The following is a 17,088-nucleotide window of genomic DNA, read 5'->3' on the forward strand; positions in this document are numbered from 1 at the left end:
TGTCAGCGCCGGTAGGTCAGACCGTGGCCGAACGGGTAGAGCGCCTGCCCCGGGTTGTCGCGGACGGGAATGGTGACGGGCAGCTTCCCTGCCGGGGCCAGCTCGCCGAAGAGCACCTTGGTGACCGACCGCAGCGCCTCGGCGGTGTAGGAGTAGGTCGCGAGGTAGGTCTGCGCCTGGGGGAAGTAGGCGATGTCGTAGGGGTCGCGGGCGGCGATCACGACGACGGGCTTGCCGGTGGCGATGAGGGCGTTCACCAGGTTCATCTGCCCGGGGCCGTTGTGGGGTTCGCCGGGCAGCGGCTCTTTGACGTCCCAGGCGCGGTTGGTGACGGCGACGATGAGGTCCTGGTCCTTCGCGGCTGCGACGGTCTGCTGGATGCGGTCGGGTGTCGGGCTGACGCCGCTCTCCTGGACGGCGGTGGTGGCGCCGCGTTTGGTGAACTCGTCGGCGATGGTGCGGGTCGTGGTGGCGCCCCATCCGGCGACCAGGACCTTGCGGGCGCCGGGCTTCAGCGGCAGCAGCCGCGCGTCGTTCTTGACCAGGGTGGTGGTGCGGTCGGTGGCGCGCTGGGCGGTGGCGAGGCTGGCGGGCTTGCCGACGATCTGGCCGACCTTGGACTCGTCGGCGTAGGGGTCGCGGAACAGCCCGCGCTTCTTCTTCAGCGCGAGGACGCGGTACACCGACTCCTCGATGCGGCGTTCGGTGAGCTCGCCGCCGCGGACGGCGTTGACGACGGCGTCGAGCTGCGTCCGGAACAGGCCGTTTCCGCTTGCGTCGAACGAGGGCGGCTTGAGCAGCACGTCCACGCCGGCCTTGAGCGCCAGCACCGGCACGCGGTCGTCGCCGTACTTGGTGCGCACGCCCTGCATGTCGAGGGCGTCGGTGACGATGACGCCCTTGTAGCCGAGCTTGCCGCGCAGCAGCCCGGTGATGATGGGCTTGGAGAGGGTGGAGGGGTCCTCGGAGGGGTCCAGGGCCGGGTAGATGATGTGCGCGGTCATGATGGAGTCGGCGCCGCGCGCGATCGCGGCCTTGAACGGCGGCAGGTCGACGCGTTCCCACTGCTCGCGGGTGTGGTCGACGCGCGGGACGCCGATGTGGCTGTCGGTGGTGGTGTCGCCGTGGCCGGGGAAGTGCTTGACGGTGCCGGTGACGCCGCCCTCGCGGTACCCGTCGACCTGCGCGGCGACCATCTTCGCCACCAGGGACGGGTCGGAGCCGAACGAGCGGACGCCGATGACGGGGTTGGCGGGGTTGACGTTGACGTCGGCGTCGGGCGCGTAGTCCTGGTTGACGCCGATGGCGCGCAGTTCCCGGCCGGTGATGCGGGCCAGGGCGCGGGCGTCGCCGGTGCGGCGCCCGGCGGCCAGCGCCATGCCGCCCGGTGACTGGGTGGCGGGCGGCTGGACGCGGGCGACGATGCCGCCCTCCTGGTCGGTGGCGATCGTGGCGGGGATCCTGGTGCGGGTCGCGGTCGCGGCGCGCTGGATGCCGTTGGAGAACGCGGCGAGCTGCTGCGGGTCGGTGACGTTGGGCGGGTCGGCGGAGTAGTAGATGATGCCGCCGGGGCTGTACTTGGCGATGAGCTGCGCGGCGTTGTCCAGTCCGTACAGCTTGCGGTTGCGGGCGACGTCGGCGGCGTCGGTGGTGTCGGCGCTCTTGCCGTACACCTGCAGCACGAACAGCTGCGCCGCCTTCTCCTCCAGCGTCATCGACCTGATGAGCCGCAGCAGCTGCCGGTCCTTGCCGCGGTCGCCGTGCCGGTCGCCGGCGTCCGCCTGGGCGGGGATCGGCGTCATGGCCGCCACGGTGATCGCCGCGACGGCGGCGACGACGGTACGACGGGGACGGGCCAGTCCGGTGGGCATGTCGGCTCCCTGCGCTCGCTCCGGTGCCGCCCCCGTACGGCGAAGGTCCACGACCAAGATCGCTTTCCTGTTCGCAACCTAGGCACCGGTGCGCCGCGCGTCAACCGCCCGCGTCCCCTTCCCCGTCTCCTTCCTGGTCTGCCTCATCGCTGACCTGCGGCGGGTCGAGGGTGGTGAGCGGATGTTCCTCGACCTCGTACCGGCGGACGTAGGCGCCGAGGAACGCCTGGAGGCTGGCGCCGGCGGGCAGCGCGAGCAGGGCGCCGACGGGCCCGACGACGGCGGTGCCCGCCAGCACCAGGCCGAACGCGACGGCGGGGTGCATGTCCAGGGTGCGGGCGGTGATGCGCGGCTGGAGCACGTAGTTCTCGAACTGCTGGTAGGCCAGGATGAACAGCAGCACCCACAGCGCGGTCGAGGGGCTCTTGCCGAGCGCGACCAGGATCGGCGCGGCGCCGGCGAGGTAGGTGCCGACAGTGGGGATGAACTGCGACACCACGCCGACCCACAACGCCAGGGTGAGCGCGTAGGGAACGCCCAGCAGCCACAGCACGGCGTAGTGCGCGACGCCGGAGAACAGCGCGAGCAGGGCCCGGGAGTAGATGTAGCCGCCGGTCTTGGCGACGGCGATCTCCCAGGCCCACAGCACCTGCCGCTGGCGGCGCGGCGGCAGCACCGAGCACACGGTGCGGCGGAACTGGGGGCCCTGCGCCGACAGGTAGAAGGTGAACAGCAGCATTCCCAGGCCCTGGAACACCACGCCGAGCGCGGTGGCGCCGATCCCCCACACGTTGCCCGCAAGGCCCGACAGGTGCTTGGACACCTCCTCGGTCATGGTGGGCAGCTTGGTGAGCAGGGTGTCCTGCGACAGCCGGGTGCCGAACGTCCCGTTGATCCAGGAGATGAGCTGGTCGACGTACCCGGGGAAGCCGTTCACCAGGGTGGTGGCCTGGGCCAGGACCAGCGAGCCGAGCACGCCGAAGAAGACCGCCGCCACCGCGGCGATGAGCAGGAACATCGCGCCGGTGGCCAGGCCGCGCCGCCAGCCGCGGGCGGCGAGCCAGTTGACCGCGGGCTCGATCGCGAACGCCAGGAACAGCGACATCAGCAGCAGGAGCAGCAGCCCCTTGAGCCGGGCGAGCAGCCACAGGCCGCCGGCGAACAGCAGCACGGTCGTGGCCGCCACCACGAACGCCCTGGGCAGCCACGGCGGCATCGCCCGCGCCGGATCGGGGGTGGGGAGGTCGTCGGGCTGCGCCATGCCGGCACGCTAACCGCGGGCGTCCGCCCGCGGCCCGCGGCGTGCTCGCGGCTGAGGCGTTCTTTGCCGAGCCTTCGTCTCGGCCGTACGGGGGATGCGCGGTGCGGCGGCGGCGGGCGAGGATGCCTGCCATGGGAGAGATCTTCACGCATCGGCTGCGGGTGCGTTACAGCGAGTGCGACCAGCAGGGCGTGGTGTTCAACGGCCAGTACCTGTTCCTGTACGACGTGGCGCTCACCGAGTGGTGGCGGGCGGCGCTCGGCTCCCATGTCGACGTGCTCGAGCAGGGCTACGACCTGGTGGTGGCGGAGGCGCGGATCCGGTACCGCGACGGCGCGCGGTTCGACGACCTGCTGGACGTGCGGATGCCGCTGGTCAAGCTCGGCACCACCAGCATGATCGTGCGGCCGGAGTTCCGGGTGGGCGACCGGCTGATGGCCGACGGGGAGATCCGGCACGTGTTCATCGACCCGCCGACCAAGCGCAAGAGGGAGATCCCGCCGGACGTGCGGATGGCGCTGGAGCCCTATCTGGTGGACGCGGCAGAGTGATCACTGCGGCGGGGTGACGCGGCGGGGGTGCGGTGCGGGACGGGCGGCCGGCGCCTCGTCGGACGGATGTTCGTTTCGAAGACGAATCCCAAATGTGGAATCAGGGTTTCGCCCGGCGTGCCCGGCTCAGTTCCCGCATGACGATTCAAGTGCTCCCGGGCCGCCCGGGCAACCGGTTTATGCGATTGCCCGGGCGAACAGGGAGGCGTAGACGGGCCGGTCGCCGTCGGTGACGACCTGCCCGGCCAGCTCGGCGCCCGTCACGGTCGACAGCCGCAGGCCGAGGTAGCGTTCCTCCTCGGTCAGGCGGGCGTCCGCGGCGGGGACGGCGGCCGCCCAGCCGGCGATCTCGGCGGTGCGGGCGGCGCGGTCGCGGGCCAGTTCGGCGCGCAGCGACGCCAGGTCGCTCGCCTCGTACGGGGCGGGGGCGGGGGCGGCGTCGGCGGGCGGCGGCTCGGCGTGCCAGGCGGCGGCGCCGTAGGCGAAGCACACCAGCGCCATCCACATCTCGGCGAAGTACACCGGGTCGGGCGCCAGTTCCAGGCCGGCGAACCGGCCGCCGATGAAGAACAGCGCGCCGAGCTGGCCGGGCTGGAGCTCCAGGCGGCTCTGGAACTGGGTGAGGACGGCGCGCTTGCGCGACAGCACCTGCTCCAGGTGGCCGCGGCGCGGCAGGCCGTAGCGGGCGTTGAGGTCGCCGATGTCGTTCCAGAGCTTGCCGTAGCCGTGGACGCCGCGCAGCTCCAGCGCGCGGGCGCGCAGCTCGACGGGCAGCACGAAGAACCACTGGTCGCGTCCGGTGAGGTAGCCGCCCTGGCTCTCCTGCACGCAGCACGCGTCGTCGAACATCATGGCGGCGCCGGGGGCCAGGAACGCCGAGCGGCACAGCGCGTGGTTCTGCGCGGCGTCCTGGATGTAGCCGATGTGCAGGGGGACGATCGCGACGCCGTCGGCCGAGCCGTTGCGCAGCTCGACCCGCCCGTATCCGGCGACCTGGGTCAGCTTCAGGCCCGAGCGGGGCGGCACGATGCCGGGGTGGGCGGGCCCGGTGATCGGGATCATCGTGAGCGCGCCGGCCCGCTGCGGGGCGCCGAGCCGGTGCCGGGCCAGGTCGAGCGGGCCCGGCACGAACGGCGCGAGCGATCCGGGAGCGCCGGTGTTGCCGGTGTTGTCGTGGGTGGTGGTCATGCGGCGACTCCTCCCATCTGTGCCGCCTGCCGGTCCAGGGTGTCGAGCCGGGCGCGCATCGCGGCGCGCAGCCAGGGTTCGCCCGCCGCGCAGTGGCCGAACATCCAGGGCAGCAGCTCGGTGAAGTCGTCCTGGTGCCAGAAGCCGCGCTGGGGCAGCGCGGGCGCGGGACGGCGCAGCGTGAGGTCGTCGGCGCCGGTGAACTGCGCGTGGCAGAACACCACCGGGACGGTGACGCCGGCGCGCGGCAGCGTCGCCACGACCCGGGCCAGGTCGCCGGGGAACAGGTTCTCGTAGCCGTCGGAGATCACCGCGACCAGGTCGGGTGCGGCGGTGAGCGCGTCCAGCACGCCGGTGGCGAGGTCGGTGGCGCCGGCGGGGTCGTGTTCGCCGCCGCCGACCTCGACGACCTCCAGCCGGGCGCAGACGTGCGACAGCACCATCCGCAGCGCCGCGGCCTGGGACAGCACGGCCCATTCGCGGTCGCCGTAGCCGCGCATGGACGCCGAGGTGTCGAGCACGACCGCGACGGTGCCGTCGAAGCGCGGCAGCGCGTCGGTGGCGGCGGCCACGTACCGGCCGAGCGCGGTGCGCAGGTCGCCGGCGGGCCCGCCGGCGCCGCGGTACAGGTGCACGAGCGTGGCGGCGATGTCACCGCGGTTGGTGGCGGTGACGACGGGGGCGCGCTCGCGGACGGGGTCGAGGGCGAGGACCGGCTCGTACGGCAGCACCACGCCGTTCCCGCCGTTCACCTCGGTCCCGCCGTTCCCGCCGTTCGTCCCGTGCTCCCCCGCCCCGTACAGCGCCCGCACGCGCGGCATCGCCGCCTGCGGAGCGGTGAGGAACCGCAGCAGCCGCCGCTGGAGATAGTCCGAGCCGGTGTCGCCGTCGCCGATGCGGCGGGCGCAGCCACGCGCGGTGGCCTTGCCGAGCGCGTGCTCGAAGCAGTCGAGCAGGGCGGGGCGGCGCGCCGCGATGAGGACGTCGGCCTCGGGGTGCTCCAGGACGAACCGCAGCGCGGCGCGGGTGGTGTGCTTGTGGTTGGCGCGCAGCCGCCGCAGCCCGAGCAGGACGGTGATCACGGCGGCGGGCGGCAGCGCGAGGGTGAGGACGCGCGCGACGCGGGCGAGCGTGCCGCGGGTGGTGTCGTCCAGGCCCGCCTGGGAGGCGGCCAGCAGCTGCAGGAGCACCCGCGCGCGCTGCCAGGGCAGGACGCCGGGCGCGAGCCCGAGCAGGGCGTAGCCCTCGGGGTCGTCGGTGTAGGCGGCGCGGTGGAAGTCCGCGTCGTCCCAGCACAGCGTGCCGCCCCGGGGAAGGGCGAGCGGGCCGGTATGGGTCTCGAGGTGGGCCAGGAGTGTGGGGGTGTCCATGAGTGCCTCCGCAATCATGGAGTTTAAGAATCACCGGGAGTGCCCCGACACCTATTTTTCGTTCGAGGGGCCCGCGGGCGCGCCGGCCTGCGGGCGGGCGGCGTAGTCGCCGAGACCCTGTTCGAGCAGGTCGAACACGCGGTGGGCGTTGGCGTAGACGGCGTCGCGCATCTCGGCCAGGCTCTGCCCGGCGAGCTTGCGCCGCTGGATGTCGTCGATCAGTTCCCAGTGCGCGGCGAAGATCATGGCGGCGGCGACGCGGGGCGTGACGTCGTCGGGGTCGGCGCCGGTCTCCTCGGCCAGCTGCTCGGCGACCACGGCCTGCGCCTCCAGGCCGATCTCGCGCGCGCGGGCGGTGAGCGCGGGGCTGGCGCGGACGGTCCTGGCCCAGTGCTCGGCGCCCTCGTGGAACCCGGTCTGGTAGCTGTTCCGGTCCAGGCCGTCGAGGAACTCGCGGCGGAACACCGCGACGGCCGTCTCGCCCGGCCCGCGTTCGCGCAGGGCCCGCGCGGCCTGGTCGGTCACCTCGCCCTGCCGGTCGAAGAACAGGTCCTCCTTGGTCTTGAAGTAGTTGAAGACCGTGTTGACCGACACGTCGGCGTGGCGGGCGACGTCGGCGACGGTGACGTTGTCGAACCCGCGCATCATGAACAGGCCGGTGGCGATGTCGGAGATCCGCCGCCGGGTCTCGCGTTTCTTGCGCTCGCGGAGCCCGAGCTCGGGTTCGGCGGCCTGCGGTGCGGCCGGCCTCGCCTCCTGGCGGGACTCCTCGACTTCACCCATGCCGGAAGTCTATCCAACATGGTGTGAGTGAAAATTTGGTGTGACTTAAATTTTGTGGTTACTGTAGCGACGTCATCGACGTTCATGGGAGGCGAGTGTGATCGAGGCGAGCGGGCTGGCCCGCACGTTCACCGGCAAGCACGGCACGGTCGAGGCGGTGCGCGGTGTCGATCTGCGGGTGGGGCCGGGTGAGATCGTCGGGTTCCTGGGCCCCAACGGCGCGGGCAAGACGACCATGCTGCGGATGCTCACCACGCTGCTGGCGCCGACGGCGGGCAGCGCCACGGTCGCCGGCCACGATCTGCGCGGGGATCCGGCGGGTGTGCGGCGCCGTATCGGCCATGTCGCGCAGGGCGGCGGCACTGATCCGTCCGTCCCGGCGGGCGAGGAGCTGGATTTGCAGGCCCGCCTGTACGGGGTGCCCGACCGGGGCGGGCGCATCGCCGAGCTGTGCGCGCGCCTGGACCTGGAGGGGATGCTGGAGCGGCCCGCCGGGGCGCTGTCGGGCGGCCAGCGCAGGCGCCTGGACATCGCGCTGGGGCTGGTGCACCGGCCACCGCTGGTGTTCCTGGACGAGCCGACGACCGGGCTGGACCCGCAGAGCCGCGGCAACCTGTGGGAGCACATCCGGCGGATGCGCGGCGAGGACGGCACCACGGTCTTCCTCACCACGCACTACCTCGACGAGGCCGACGCGCTGTGCGACCGGATCCTCATCATCGACCACGGCCGGATCGTCGCCGAGGGCACGCCCACCGAGCTGAAACGCCGCGTGTCCGGCGACGTGGTCACCCTCGACCTCGCCGACGGCCCCGGCGGCGCCGCCCGCGCCCGCACCGCGCTGTCCGGCCATCCCGCCGTGCGGGAGGCGACGGTCACCGGCGGCACCGTGCGGCTGACCGTGGAGAACGGCGACCAGGCGCTGATGGGGCTGGTCCGCGCCCTGGACGTGGCCGGTGTCGACCTGGTGTCGCTGCACCTGGCCCGCCCGACGCTCGACGACGTCTTCCTCACCGTCACCGGCCGCTCGCTGCGCGACGCCGCCTGAGAACCCCCTGACAAGGAGCCTCCCCGATGTCTTCCTCCTGGACGCCGGTCACGCGGACCGCGCGCGACACCGGCCTGATCTTCCGCCGTCACCTGCGGCAGACGCTGCGCAGCAAGGTGGCGATCGTCTTCGGCGCCGTGCAGCCGCTGCTGTACCTGGTGCTGTTCGGCCCGCTGCTGACGCGGCTGACCGGCGCGTTCGGCGGCGCCGACGCCTGGCAGGTGTTCGTGCCCGGCGTCCTCGTCCAGCTGGCGCTGTTCGGGGCGGGGTTCGTGGGCTTCGGCCTGATCGCCGATCTGAGGTCGGGCGTGATCGAGCGGCTGCGCGTCACCCCGGCGAGCCGGGTGGCGCTGCTGCTGGGCCGGGTGCTGCGCGACACGCTCGTGCTGACCGTGCAGGCGGTGATGCTGGTGGCGGCCGGGCTGGCGATGGGCCTGCGCGCCCCGGCGGCCGGGCTGGCGGCGGGGCTGGTGCTGGTGGTGCTGCTCGCGGTCGCCATCGCCTCGCTGTCGTACGTCCTGGCGCTGATGACGCGGTCGGAGGACGCGTTCGCGCCGCTGCTGTCGGCGGTGACGCTGCCGCTGATGCTGCTGTCGGGGATGCTGCTGCCGATGAGCATGGCGCCGGGCTGGCTGGACGTGGTGTCGCACTTCACGCCGTTCCGGTACGTGGTGGAGGCGGTGCGCGCGGCGTTCCGGGGCGACTACGCGAGCGCGGCGGTGGCCGAGGGCGCCGCGGTGACGGTGGCGCTGCTGGTGGTGTCACTGGCGCTCGGCACACGCCGCTTCCGCCGCGAGAACGCCTGACCCAAGCCTGGACACAGCGCCGCTCCGATCATGGCGCCGGTCGGCGGGTGACCGGCCGGGCGGGTGAATTGATCCGTCTCAAGGTGGTCGGCGTCAGCGGGTGACGGCGCGGGCGTCGGGCTCCTCGGCGGCCACGCCCCGTCCATCGTGTGCGCCGTGTCCGTCCAGAGGGCTGGCGGCGGGCGCGTCCGGGGTGGTGGAGAGGGTGGGAGCGGTGGCGAATTCGCGGGGGCCGACGGCGCGCTGGGCGAGGAAGGCGCCGGTCAGCACGACCGCGCCGCCCACCATCTGGACGGGGGCCAGGTGCTCGCCGAGCGCGGCCCAGGCGATGAGGGTGGCGGCGACGGCCTCGGTGTAGCAGATCGCGCCGGCGACCTCGGCCGACAGCCGCTGCACCGCGGCGACGCCGGCCAGGTAGGCCAGGACGGTGCTGACCACGATGATCCAGGCGGCGAGCGTCCAGCCGGGCGCGGTGTGGCCGCCGACGGGCACCCGCGCGGTCAGCACGTCCCACGGCAGGGCCCACGGGGCGGCGATCGCGGTGAGGGCCGCGGCGGCGATGACGGCGCCGGCGGCGGTGGTGACCAGCGGGTCGACGCCGCCGGTGAGCCGTTCGACCAGCAGGAAGTAGGCGGCCTGGCAGGCGGCGGCGCCCAGTCCGGCCGCCAGTCCGAGCGCGTCCAGCCGCAGCCCGGCCCAGACCTGCACGACCATGGCGAGGCCGATCATGGCCACGGTGATGCCGAGGGCGGCGGTGCGGTGCACGGGCGCGCGGCGGACGAGCCGGATCCAGGCCAGCACCAGCAGCGGCCCGGTGAACTCCAGCAGGATCGCGATGCCCACCGGCAGCCGGGAGGCGGCGACGAAGTAGAACGCCTGGCAGCCCGCCACGCCGGTGATGCCGTAGGCGATCACGGGGCGCAGGTGGGGCCGCAGGGTGCGCAGTCCGGCGGCTCCGCGCAGCACCAGGACCAGCGGCACCAGGACGAGCGCGGCGCCGGCGATGCGCAACCACACCGCCTGCAGCGGGGTCAGCCCGGCGCCGATCAGGGCCTTGCCGAACGGCCCGGAGGCGCCGAAGCACACCGAGGAGAACACCGCCAGCGCCAGTCCCCACGCCTTCGCGCGTGCCGCCGCGTCCGCCGCCATGCCGCCTCCTCCGCTCCCGCCCGATGCCCAGAATTCATGAGCATAATCGCATAACGCTCATTACAGGGCGAGGCCGTGATCGCCGATCATCACCGCGGTCCGGCGGGGCGGACTAGGATCGCCGCGTGAACTGGCAGGGGGCCGGGGCGGGACTCGGCGGAACGGGGAGCGGCGCGGGGACCGGGGGCGGCGCGGCGGGCGACCTCTTCACCGCCGTGGAGGGCAACGTCCGGGAGCTGGTGACCTCGGCGTGGTGGCAGACCGCCGCGCCCCAGCAGCGGGCCGAGCAGACCATCGCGCGCATGCTGTGGGGCGCCGGCGAGTGGTGGCTGTACGGCGCGTGGGGCCGCTGGTACCGGTGCGGCCTGGACGGCAGCTGGCATCCCTGCCCGCCGCCGGCCGATCCGGGCGACCGCCGGGTGGCGGTGCCCGCGCCGCGCGGCGCGGCGACCCCGCCGGTGCCGCCGCAGCTGTTCCCGACCGGCCCGGACCTGTCGGCGGGACGGGTGTCGTCGCTGGGGTTCCTCGGCCCGCCGCCCGAGACGCCGGTCGTGGCGCCGGTGCAGCAGGCCATCACCACCGCGCTGGCGGTCAACCCGGCGCAGTTCGCCCAGCAGGACCCCACCTTCGCGCCCGGCACGCCCAGCACCATCGCCGCGGCCTGGGCGGCGCTGCTGTGGTGCGCCGGTTCGCCGGTGGCGCTCACCGAGAACCCGCTGATCGAGTCGTTCGTCCCGTTCCTCACCACGCCCGCCGAGCGGCTGCACTGGATGATGCCGCCCGACTTCAGCACACTGGCCGGCTACTACATCAGCAGGCTCGGCGCGGGCGACGCGGGCGGCGCCGCCCACATCGCCCGGGTGATGTACGAGGTGGCGGCGGGCCTGCAGGGCGACCCGCGGTTCCGGCCCGGCGCCGACGCGCTGGCCGCGGTGACCGCCGCGTCGCTGCGCCTGGTGCCGCAGGACATGGCGACCGCCCGCTACGGCCCGGCGGCGGTGCTGCAGGAGTGGCGGCGCCGCTGCCCGGCCGAGTACGCCACGCCGATGGTGCGCGACGCCGCGCCGGGCGAGTACCTGCGGCTGGCGCTGTACGACCTGCAGCAGATCGTGGCGGGCCTGACCGGGCCGCGCCCGGGCGCCGCGGGCCGGGGTCATGACGAGGTGCGCCGCGCGGGCATCGCGGTGCTCGCCGCCGACCTTCAGGCCGCGCCGCACGTGCTGCCCGCGCTGCAACGCTGGCTGGACCCCGACAGTGCCCGCACGCTGCAGGCGGTGCTGGCCGATCCGGGCAGCCCGCTGCGCGAGCTGTGGCCGCGCGAGGGCAGGCTGCCCGAGGCGCTGCGTTCTACCGACGCCGAGGCGCTCTCGGCGCTGCTGGCCACCACCTACACCCTCGGCCTGACGTGGTGCCGGCTGGCGCAGGTGTCGCCGCCGGCGGTCGGGTTCGCGGTGCCGCAGGCGACGGCGGCCGAGCTCACCGGCACGGGCCTGCAGTCGCCGCCCTCCACCGACGAGCTCAGCGCGTGGGACATCATCAAGGCCGCCCGCGCCCACCTGGCCTCCGAGCGCGATCAGGCCGCCGACGCGGCCGTGGCGCCGCTGCCGCCGCAGCCCGAGGCGCCCGCTCCCGTTCCGGCGCCCCCTCCTCCGCCGCCGCCTGCCGCGCCCGTCCCGCCGCCGGAGGCGCCCGCGCCTGTGCCGCCGCCCGCCGCCGCGCCCGTCCCCGAGCCGCCCGCGCCTGTGCCACCCGCGCCTGTGCCGCCTGCGGCCGCGTCGCCCGCGTCCCCCGAGGAGTCGCCGCCGGGCCCGCCGCCCGCCCCGCCTGCCGCTCCCGCGTGGCCGCAGGCCGACGCCGGGGAACCGGCTCCGGCGTGGCCCGGCGAGGCCGAGGCGACCCAGCTCGACCCGGGCCCGGGGGCCACGCAGCTGGACCGCGCGGCCGCGCCGGTGTGGCCGGGCGCCGAGGAGCCGGCCGCGCAACCGCCGCCGCCGGTGCTGCCGCCGCCCCCCGCGCCGGTCTCCGAGCCGCCGCCGCCCGTCCCGCCCGCGGCGGCGCCCGAGCCGGGCACGCAGGTCGCCGAGGCGTACGGCATCCGGTTCCTGTGCGGCGCCGACGACATCGAACGCGTCGTCACCGAGGTGCGGCGGCGCGGCAAGTGGGCCAAGGGGCTGCGCGGCCAGGAGGTCTCCAGCGCCTCGGTGCCGGCGCTGCTGCTGATCGGGGCGGTGTCGTGCGGGCAGCGCCGCCTGGCGCGCATGGTCGCGCGCGCCCTCGCCGAGGTGGAGGTGTCCAGCGGCGAGGTCCACGGCATGCACTCGGAGGAGCTGCGCGAGGACGGGCCCGACGGGCTGCGCGGGGCGCTCGACGAGCATTCGGGGCACGTCCTGCTGCTGGAGGGGCTGGACGCCCTCATCCTCGACGACACCCACGGCGCCGCCTATGCCGCCGCGATCTACCGCGCGCGCCTGGAGGGCGTCAGCGACACCGCGCTGCTGGGCACGTGCGAGCCCGACCGTGTCGGGGAGCTGTCGGCGGCCGCGCCCGAGCTGGTCGCCGACCTGCGCGCCGTGCGCCTGCCCGATCTGGGGGCGCCGCGTCCGCGCACGCGGCTGCTGGGGCTGCTGGCCGAGGAGCGGCGGCTGCGGCTCGGCCAGGACGCGTGGGAGGTCGTGCACCGCGACATGGCGACGCTGCGCGGCCGGGGCCGCCTCACCGGCGCGCGTCTCATCGAGGCCTATCTCGACCGTGCCGCGACCCGCAATCTCGGCCGGGCGCCGGCGACGCAGGCGATCGACAGCGCGCTGACGCTCACCGCGGCCGACTTCGACGGCGTCGCCGCGGAACTGTCCCCGCACTGAAATATGACTGTCGGTGAAAAATGTCGGTGCCGCGGGTCACGATGGTGGGGTGAACCGTGCGGACCGGTTGCTGGCCCTGACCGCCGAGCTGCGGGCCGCGGCGCCCGAGCCGCTGCCCGCCGACTCTCTGGCGGCGCGCCTGCGCGTGAGCGCGCGCACCGTGCGCCGTGATCTGGAGCTGCTGATGTACGGCGGCCTGCCGGTGCGGCTCGAGCGCGGCCGCGGCTACGTGCTGCCGCCCGACGAGCCGCCCCCGCCGCTGACCGAGGCGCAGTCGCTGGTGGGCCCGGTGCGCGGCACGCTCACCGACGCCGTTCGCGGCCGCCGCGTCGTGCGCCTGGTCTACACCGACCAGTCCGGCGTGCGCACGTGCCGCGACGTCGAGGCGCACGGCCTGGTCACCGCGCCGCAGGCCGAGTACCTGGTCGGCTGGTGCCGCATGCGCGACGGGCCCCGCATGTTCCGCGTCGACCGGATCGGCGCGGCCTACCTCAGCGGCCGTGAGGCGAGCCTGCGCGACCTCGACGACCTGCTGGCGGCGCTGCGCGTCCCGTTCCCCCGCACGCCGCCCGAGGGGTCCCCGCGCGGCCCCGCCGGCGCCGATCGCGCGAGGGCGTGGACGCTCGACCGCCTCCGGCACGTGCGCGGCCGCCTCGCCGACACCATCGCCGAGGTCCGCGCCCACCGCGAGGGCGCGGCCGCGCTGCGGGCCGTGCTCGGCCACCTCACCGAGTGGACGCGCTGGCAGGCCGCCGCGGTCCGCGCCGCCGCCGACCGCTCGGGCACCGCGGGCACGGCCCCTGCGTTCGAGCGCGACCTGCCCTACGAGACGCGCGAGCAGCTGATCCAGGACGCGATGGCGCTGCGCTCGCTCGGCGAGCTGGCCCGCGATCTGGAGGGCCTGCTCGACGACGTGGCGCGGTGGGCGGCCGACTGCGACGACGCGTACTGGGACGATCCGTGGCCCGATCCCACCGAGCCGTCCCGGCGCCGTCCGCTCGCCGACCTGCTGGCCGGCTGGCGCGGCCCGCTGGCCCACATCGAGTGGCATCTGGACCGCCTCACCGACGGCTCCCCCGCCGCCGAGCTGGACGCCGACGACGAGGGCGTCTGGGTCGTCGACCGCTGCCCCCTCCAAGCCTGACCACCCGCCCCCGGACGCGACCGCCTCCCGCCGTCGCCGTCCCGTGGAACCTGTCAGTGGCGGGCCATGCGGTGGTCGTCGGTGCGCGGGTCGCCGCTCGGCATGTCGGCGGGGGCCGGGTCAGGTGGGGGCGCGGCCGTTGCCGTTGGCGGTGTGGAGCAGGCGGGTGAACCAGACGGTCTTGCCGCGGCCCGCGGGGCGGCAGCCGTAGCCGGTTGCCAGGGCGGTGACCAGCAGGAGCCCGCGGCCCTGTTCGGACCAGTCGAGCAGGGGCGGGGCGGCGGGGGCGCCGGGTACGGCGGGGTCGTCGTCTGTGATCTCGCCCACGATCGCGGGGCCGTCGAGGTGGAGGCGGAGCCGGACGGGCCCGGTGCCGTGCACGATCGCGTTGGTGATGAGCTCGTCGACCATCAGCACGATGTCGTCGACGTCGGCGGGGTCGGTGACGCGCCAGGCGCGCAGGGTCTCAGCGGTGAGCGTGCGTGCCCGGGACGCGGCGGCGGCCTCGGCGGCCAGCTCCCAGACCGCGTCCCGCTCGTCGTACCCCGTCATGTCGTCGATCCCGAGCCACTTCGTACTCAATGCCCCGACTCCTCACATTGCCGGTTGCGGCAGGTCAGCGCCCACCAGGCATGTTCCCGGCCTGCGCCGCGCGATAGGGCCCCGCCCGCAGATCTGGCCGAACCGGGAGTTCCCCGTGCCGGTGGCGGCCACGGTGCACGCACCCCGCCCGCCCTTGCGCCTCAGATCTGGCTCGGCTCATCGCCTCCTGCGTCCGTACAGTCAGGACGCTTCCCGTCGGAGGCGGGTGCACTTTCATACATAAAGCTCACTTTCCGGTCAGGTGGGGGCCGGGTGGAACAGGCACTCCCCGGAAGCCGTTATGGTGGAGGGGTCGGTGTGGCATGTGTCCCCCGGGCTCTAAATAAAGCCTTCGTGGAACACCGCCGGATCGAAAGGTCCGGGCTGGAGCCGCGTTGTGCCTTTCGCCGTGAGGCGACCACCACACCGGCCTGACGTCGAAGGCCCCGGCGAGAGGTTCTCTCGCCGGGGCCTTCGGCGTCTCCGTGGCGCGGTGTCTCCGGGCGCGGGCCGCCGGGCTAGGAGATCGCGGTGATGATCGCGGTGGCGATCGCCGTCACCACGCCGATCGCGGCGACCACGATGGCCGCGATCAGGCGGATCCGGCGGCGCGGCCGTTCCTGGCCAAGTCTCGACAGGCGATGGGCCAGCCGCGGGTCGTTCGCACTGAGCTGGATCTCGATCTCGGCGAGGATCCGCCGCTCCTCCATCGACAGCGACATGCCTTTTACCTCCGGGGGGCGTTCAAGTGCTGTGTTCCTCCCCCGCGAGCAAGATCTTTATCCGCCCCGGACGGTAACCGTTGCGCCACGACCCGGTGCGCTCTCGTGGTGCAGCCGGTCGAGCGCGGTCACGTAGTAGGTGTAGGCCTTGCCGGGCTTGGCGGAGGGGTCGGTGACGCCGCCGCCGCGCACGCTGGCCAGCAGCGTTCCGGTGTCGACCGCCGCGCAGCCGGGCCGCTTGCCGTCGGCGCGGTACACCGCGTACGCGGTGGCGTTCTTGGAGGTCTGCCAGCGCACCTGGACGCCCTTGCCGTCACTCTCCGCCGTCACCGACCGGGCGGGGGCGGGCGCTTTACCGCCGCGGCCGGGCACCGCCGGCGGGATCGCGGGCCGCGCGTAGTGGTCCTTGCGCAGCCGCTCGGCGAAGCCGCGCCGGTTGGCGGCCAGGTCGGCGGCGCTGAAGTACACGTCGCCGCGCACGCCGGGGTAGCGCTGGTTGAGGGTGAGGTGCCGCGACAGCTCGGCGGGCTTCTTCCAGGTGGAGTCCTCGCCGACGCGGTAGCCGGCCTGCCCGATCGTCAGCTGCACCTTGGTGCCGGCGACCTGCCTGGCCCACCAGTCGACCAGCCGCGCGTAGTCGGCGCGCGAGTCGCCGATCGGCCAGTACAGCTGCGGCGTGACGTAGTCGATCCAGCCGTTGCGGATCCACTTGCGGGTGTCGGCGTACTGGTCGGAGTAGCTCTGCAGCGCCTTGGTCGCCGACCCCGCCGGGTCGGAGGTGGAGTTGCGCCACACCCCGAACGGGCTGATCCCGAACCGCACCCACGGCTTGGCCTGGTGGATCTTCTGGGAGAGGCCCTGCACCATGACGTCGACGTTCTGGCGCCGCCAGTCGGCCTTCTTCATGCCCTTGCCGTAGGTCTTGAACGTGGCCTGGTCGGGGTAGTCGCGCCCGCCCTCGGGATAGGGGTAGAAGTAGTCGTCGAAGTGCACGGCGTCGATGTCGTACTTGCGCACGACGTCCAGGACGGCCTTGGTCGCCAGCTCGCGTACCTGCGGCAGCCCCGGGTCGTACCACAGGCCGGTCCCGTACTTGCGGACCCAGTCGGGGTGCTGCCGCGCCGGGCTGCCCGGGGCGAGTTTCTTCACATCGCTGCTGCGGCTGACCCGGTAGGGGTTGAACCAGGCGTGGAACTCCAGGTTGCGCGCGTGCGCCTCCTTGAGCATGAAGTCCAGGACGTCGTAGCCGGGGTTCTTGCCGGGCGTGCCGGTGAGCCACTGTGACCACGGCTCGTAGGGCGAGGGGTAGAACGCGTCGGAGTTGGGCCGGATCTGCACGAACACGGCGTTGAGGTTCATCGCCCTGGCGGTGTCGAGCAGCTTGCGGAACTGCGCCTGCTGTGTGGCGACCGGCTTCGCGGGGTCCTTGGGCCAGTCGATGCCGGCGACGGTGGCGATCCACATGCCGCGCACCTGCCGCGCCTTGGAGTCGCCCTTGGGCGCCGCGACCGAGCATTCGGCCTTGGCGCCGTCGGGCACCAGCGCCCGCTCGGGCCCGTCGGTACCGCCGCTCGCCGGAATGCACGCCGACAGCAGGCCCGCCGCCGCGACGGCCGCGGCCGCCCTCGCTCCGATCCCCGAATGCCTCGCCATAGCGGCCCATTGTTACGCACCTGTTGCCATGCTCTGGCCCGAACCGCCCACACGCCCCTGCCGCACCGCCCGGAGCACACCGGACCGGCACTCCCCTGT

Annotated in this window: 14 protein-coding genes; 5 read left to right on the top strand and 9 right to left on the bottom strand. The window is 74.1% G+C overall.

All coding sequences use genetic code 11. The features are described from left to right. Positions 1-2: 2 nt before the first annotated feature. Together ACGFNU_RS20715 and ACGFNU_RS20720 are read right to left on the bottom strand one after the other, a co-directional pair. Positions 3-1,871 (bottom strand): glycoside hydrolase family 3 protein, encoded by a 1,869-nt coding sequence (locus ACGFNU_RS20715; protein ID WP_392595792.1) that lies wholly within the window; start codon positions 1,869-1,871, stop codon positions 3-5. 100 nt (positions 1,872-1,971) lie between these two features. Continuing rightward, positions 1,972-3,132, bottom strand: coding sequence for an AI-2E family transporter (locus ACGFNU_RS20720; protein ID WP_392595794.1), 1,161 nt, complete (start codon positions 3,130-3,132; stop codon positions 1,972-1,974). A gap of 131 nt (positions 3,133-3,263) precedes the next feature. On the opposite strand from ACGFNU_RS20720, the gene ACGFNU_RS20725 reads away from it, so the two are divergent. Next, entirely contained in the window at positions 3,264-3,683 is a 420-nt protein-coding gene (locus ACGFNU_RS20725) for an acyl-CoA thioesterase (protein WP_392595795.1), read from the top strand. Positions 3,684-3,860: 177 nt separating this feature from the next. Here ACGFNU_RS20725 and ACGFNU_RS20730 read toward each other — a convergent pair whose 3' ends face one another. The 3 genes from ACGFNU_RS20730 to ACGFNU_RS20740 are packed head-to-tail and all read right to left on the bottom strand — an operon-like array spanning position 3,861 to position 7,024. Beyond that, entirely contained in the window at positions 3,861-4,871 is a 1,011-nt protein-coding gene (locus ACGFNU_RS20730; protein ID WP_392595797.1) for an ARPP-1 family domain-containing protein, read from the bottom strand. Next, a complete protein-coding gene (locus ACGFNU_RS20735; protein WP_392595799.1) occupies positions 4,868-6,241 on the bottom strand; it encodes a hypothetical protein in 1,374 nt (457 codons plus the stop codon). Before ACGFNU_RS20735 ends, ACGFNU_RS20730 begins: the two co-directional genes overlap by 4 nt. 51 nt (positions 6,242-6,292) lie before the next feature. Further along, entirely contained in the window at positions 6,293-7,024 is a 732-nt protein-coding gene (locus tag ACGFNU_RS20740) for a TetR/AcrR family transcriptional regulator (protein ID WP_392595801.1), read from the bottom strand. 97 nt (positions 7,025-7,121) lie between these two features. Between ACGFNU_RS20740 and ACGFNU_RS20745 the strand changes: the two genes are divergently transcribed. Then, entirely contained in the window at positions 7,122-8,072 is a 951-nt protein-coding gene (locus ACGFNU_RS20745) for an ATP-binding cassette domain-containing protein (protein WP_392595803.1), read from the top strand. A gap of 26 nt (positions 8,073-8,098) precedes the next feature. After that, positions 8,099-8,878, top strand: a complete 780-nt coding sequence (locus ACGFNU_RS20750) for an ABC transporter permease (RefSeq protein WP_392595805.1) — start codon at positions 8,099-8,101, stop codon at positions 8,876-8,878. Between the two features lie 93 nt (positions 8,879-8,971). On the opposite strand, the gene ACGFNU_RS20755 is transcribed toward ACGFNU_RS20750, so the two are convergent. Further along, positions 8,972-10,027: a DMT family transporter gene (locus tag ACGFNU_RS20755; RefSeq protein WP_392595806.1), complete on the bottom strand. Its 1,056-nt coding sequence runs from the start codon at positions 10,025-10,027 to the stop codon at positions 8,972-8,974. 125 nt (positions 10,028-10,152) lie between these two features. On the opposite strand from ACGFNU_RS20755, the gene ACGFNU_RS20760 reads away from it, so the two are divergent. Beyond that, entirely contained in the window at positions 10,153-12,888 is a 2,736-nt protein-coding gene (locus tag ACGFNU_RS20760; RefSeq protein WP_392595808.1) for a hypothetical protein, read from the top strand. 49 nt (positions 12,889-12,937) lie between these two features. After that, positions 12,938-14,032 (top strand): helix-turn-helix transcriptional regulator, encoded by a 1,095-nt coding sequence (locus ACGFNU_RS20765; protein WP_392595810.1) that lies wholly within the window; start codon positions 12,938-12,940, stop codon positions 14,030-14,032. Positions 14,033-14,152: 120 nt separating this feature from the next. Here the strand turns inward: ACGFNU_RS20765 and ACGFNU_RS20770 are convergent, their stop codons facing one another. From ACGFNU_RS20770 to ACGFNU_RS20780, 3 genes are all read right to left on the bottom strand, one after another. Continuing rightward, entirely contained in the window at positions 14,153-14,614 is a 462-nt protein-coding gene (locus ACGFNU_RS20770) for an ATP-binding protein (protein ID WP_392595811.1), read from the bottom strand. Positions 14,615-15,132: 518 nt separating this feature from the next. After that, positions 15,133-15,336, bottom strand: coding sequence for a DUF3040 domain-containing protein (locus ACGFNU_RS20775; RefSeq protein ID WP_392595813.1), 204 nt, complete (start codon positions 15,334-15,336; stop codon positions 15,133-15,135). 57 nt (positions 15,337-15,393) lie between these two features. Next, the gene (locus ACGFNU_RS20780; RefSeq protein ID WP_392595815.1) at positions 15,394-16,989 is read right to left on the bottom strand and encodes a glycoside hydrolase family 10 protein; all 1,596 of its coding nucleotides are present in this window, start codon (positions 16,987-16,989) and stop codon (positions 15,394-15,396) included. Positions 16,990-17,088 lie beyond the last annotated feature (99 nt).

The sequence above is a fragment of the Spirillospora sp. NPDC048911 genome (genome assembly GCF_043198015.1).
In the GTDB taxonomy this organism is placed as follows: Bacteria; Actinomycetota; Actinomycetes; order Streptosporangiales; family Streptosporangiaceae; genus Spirillospora.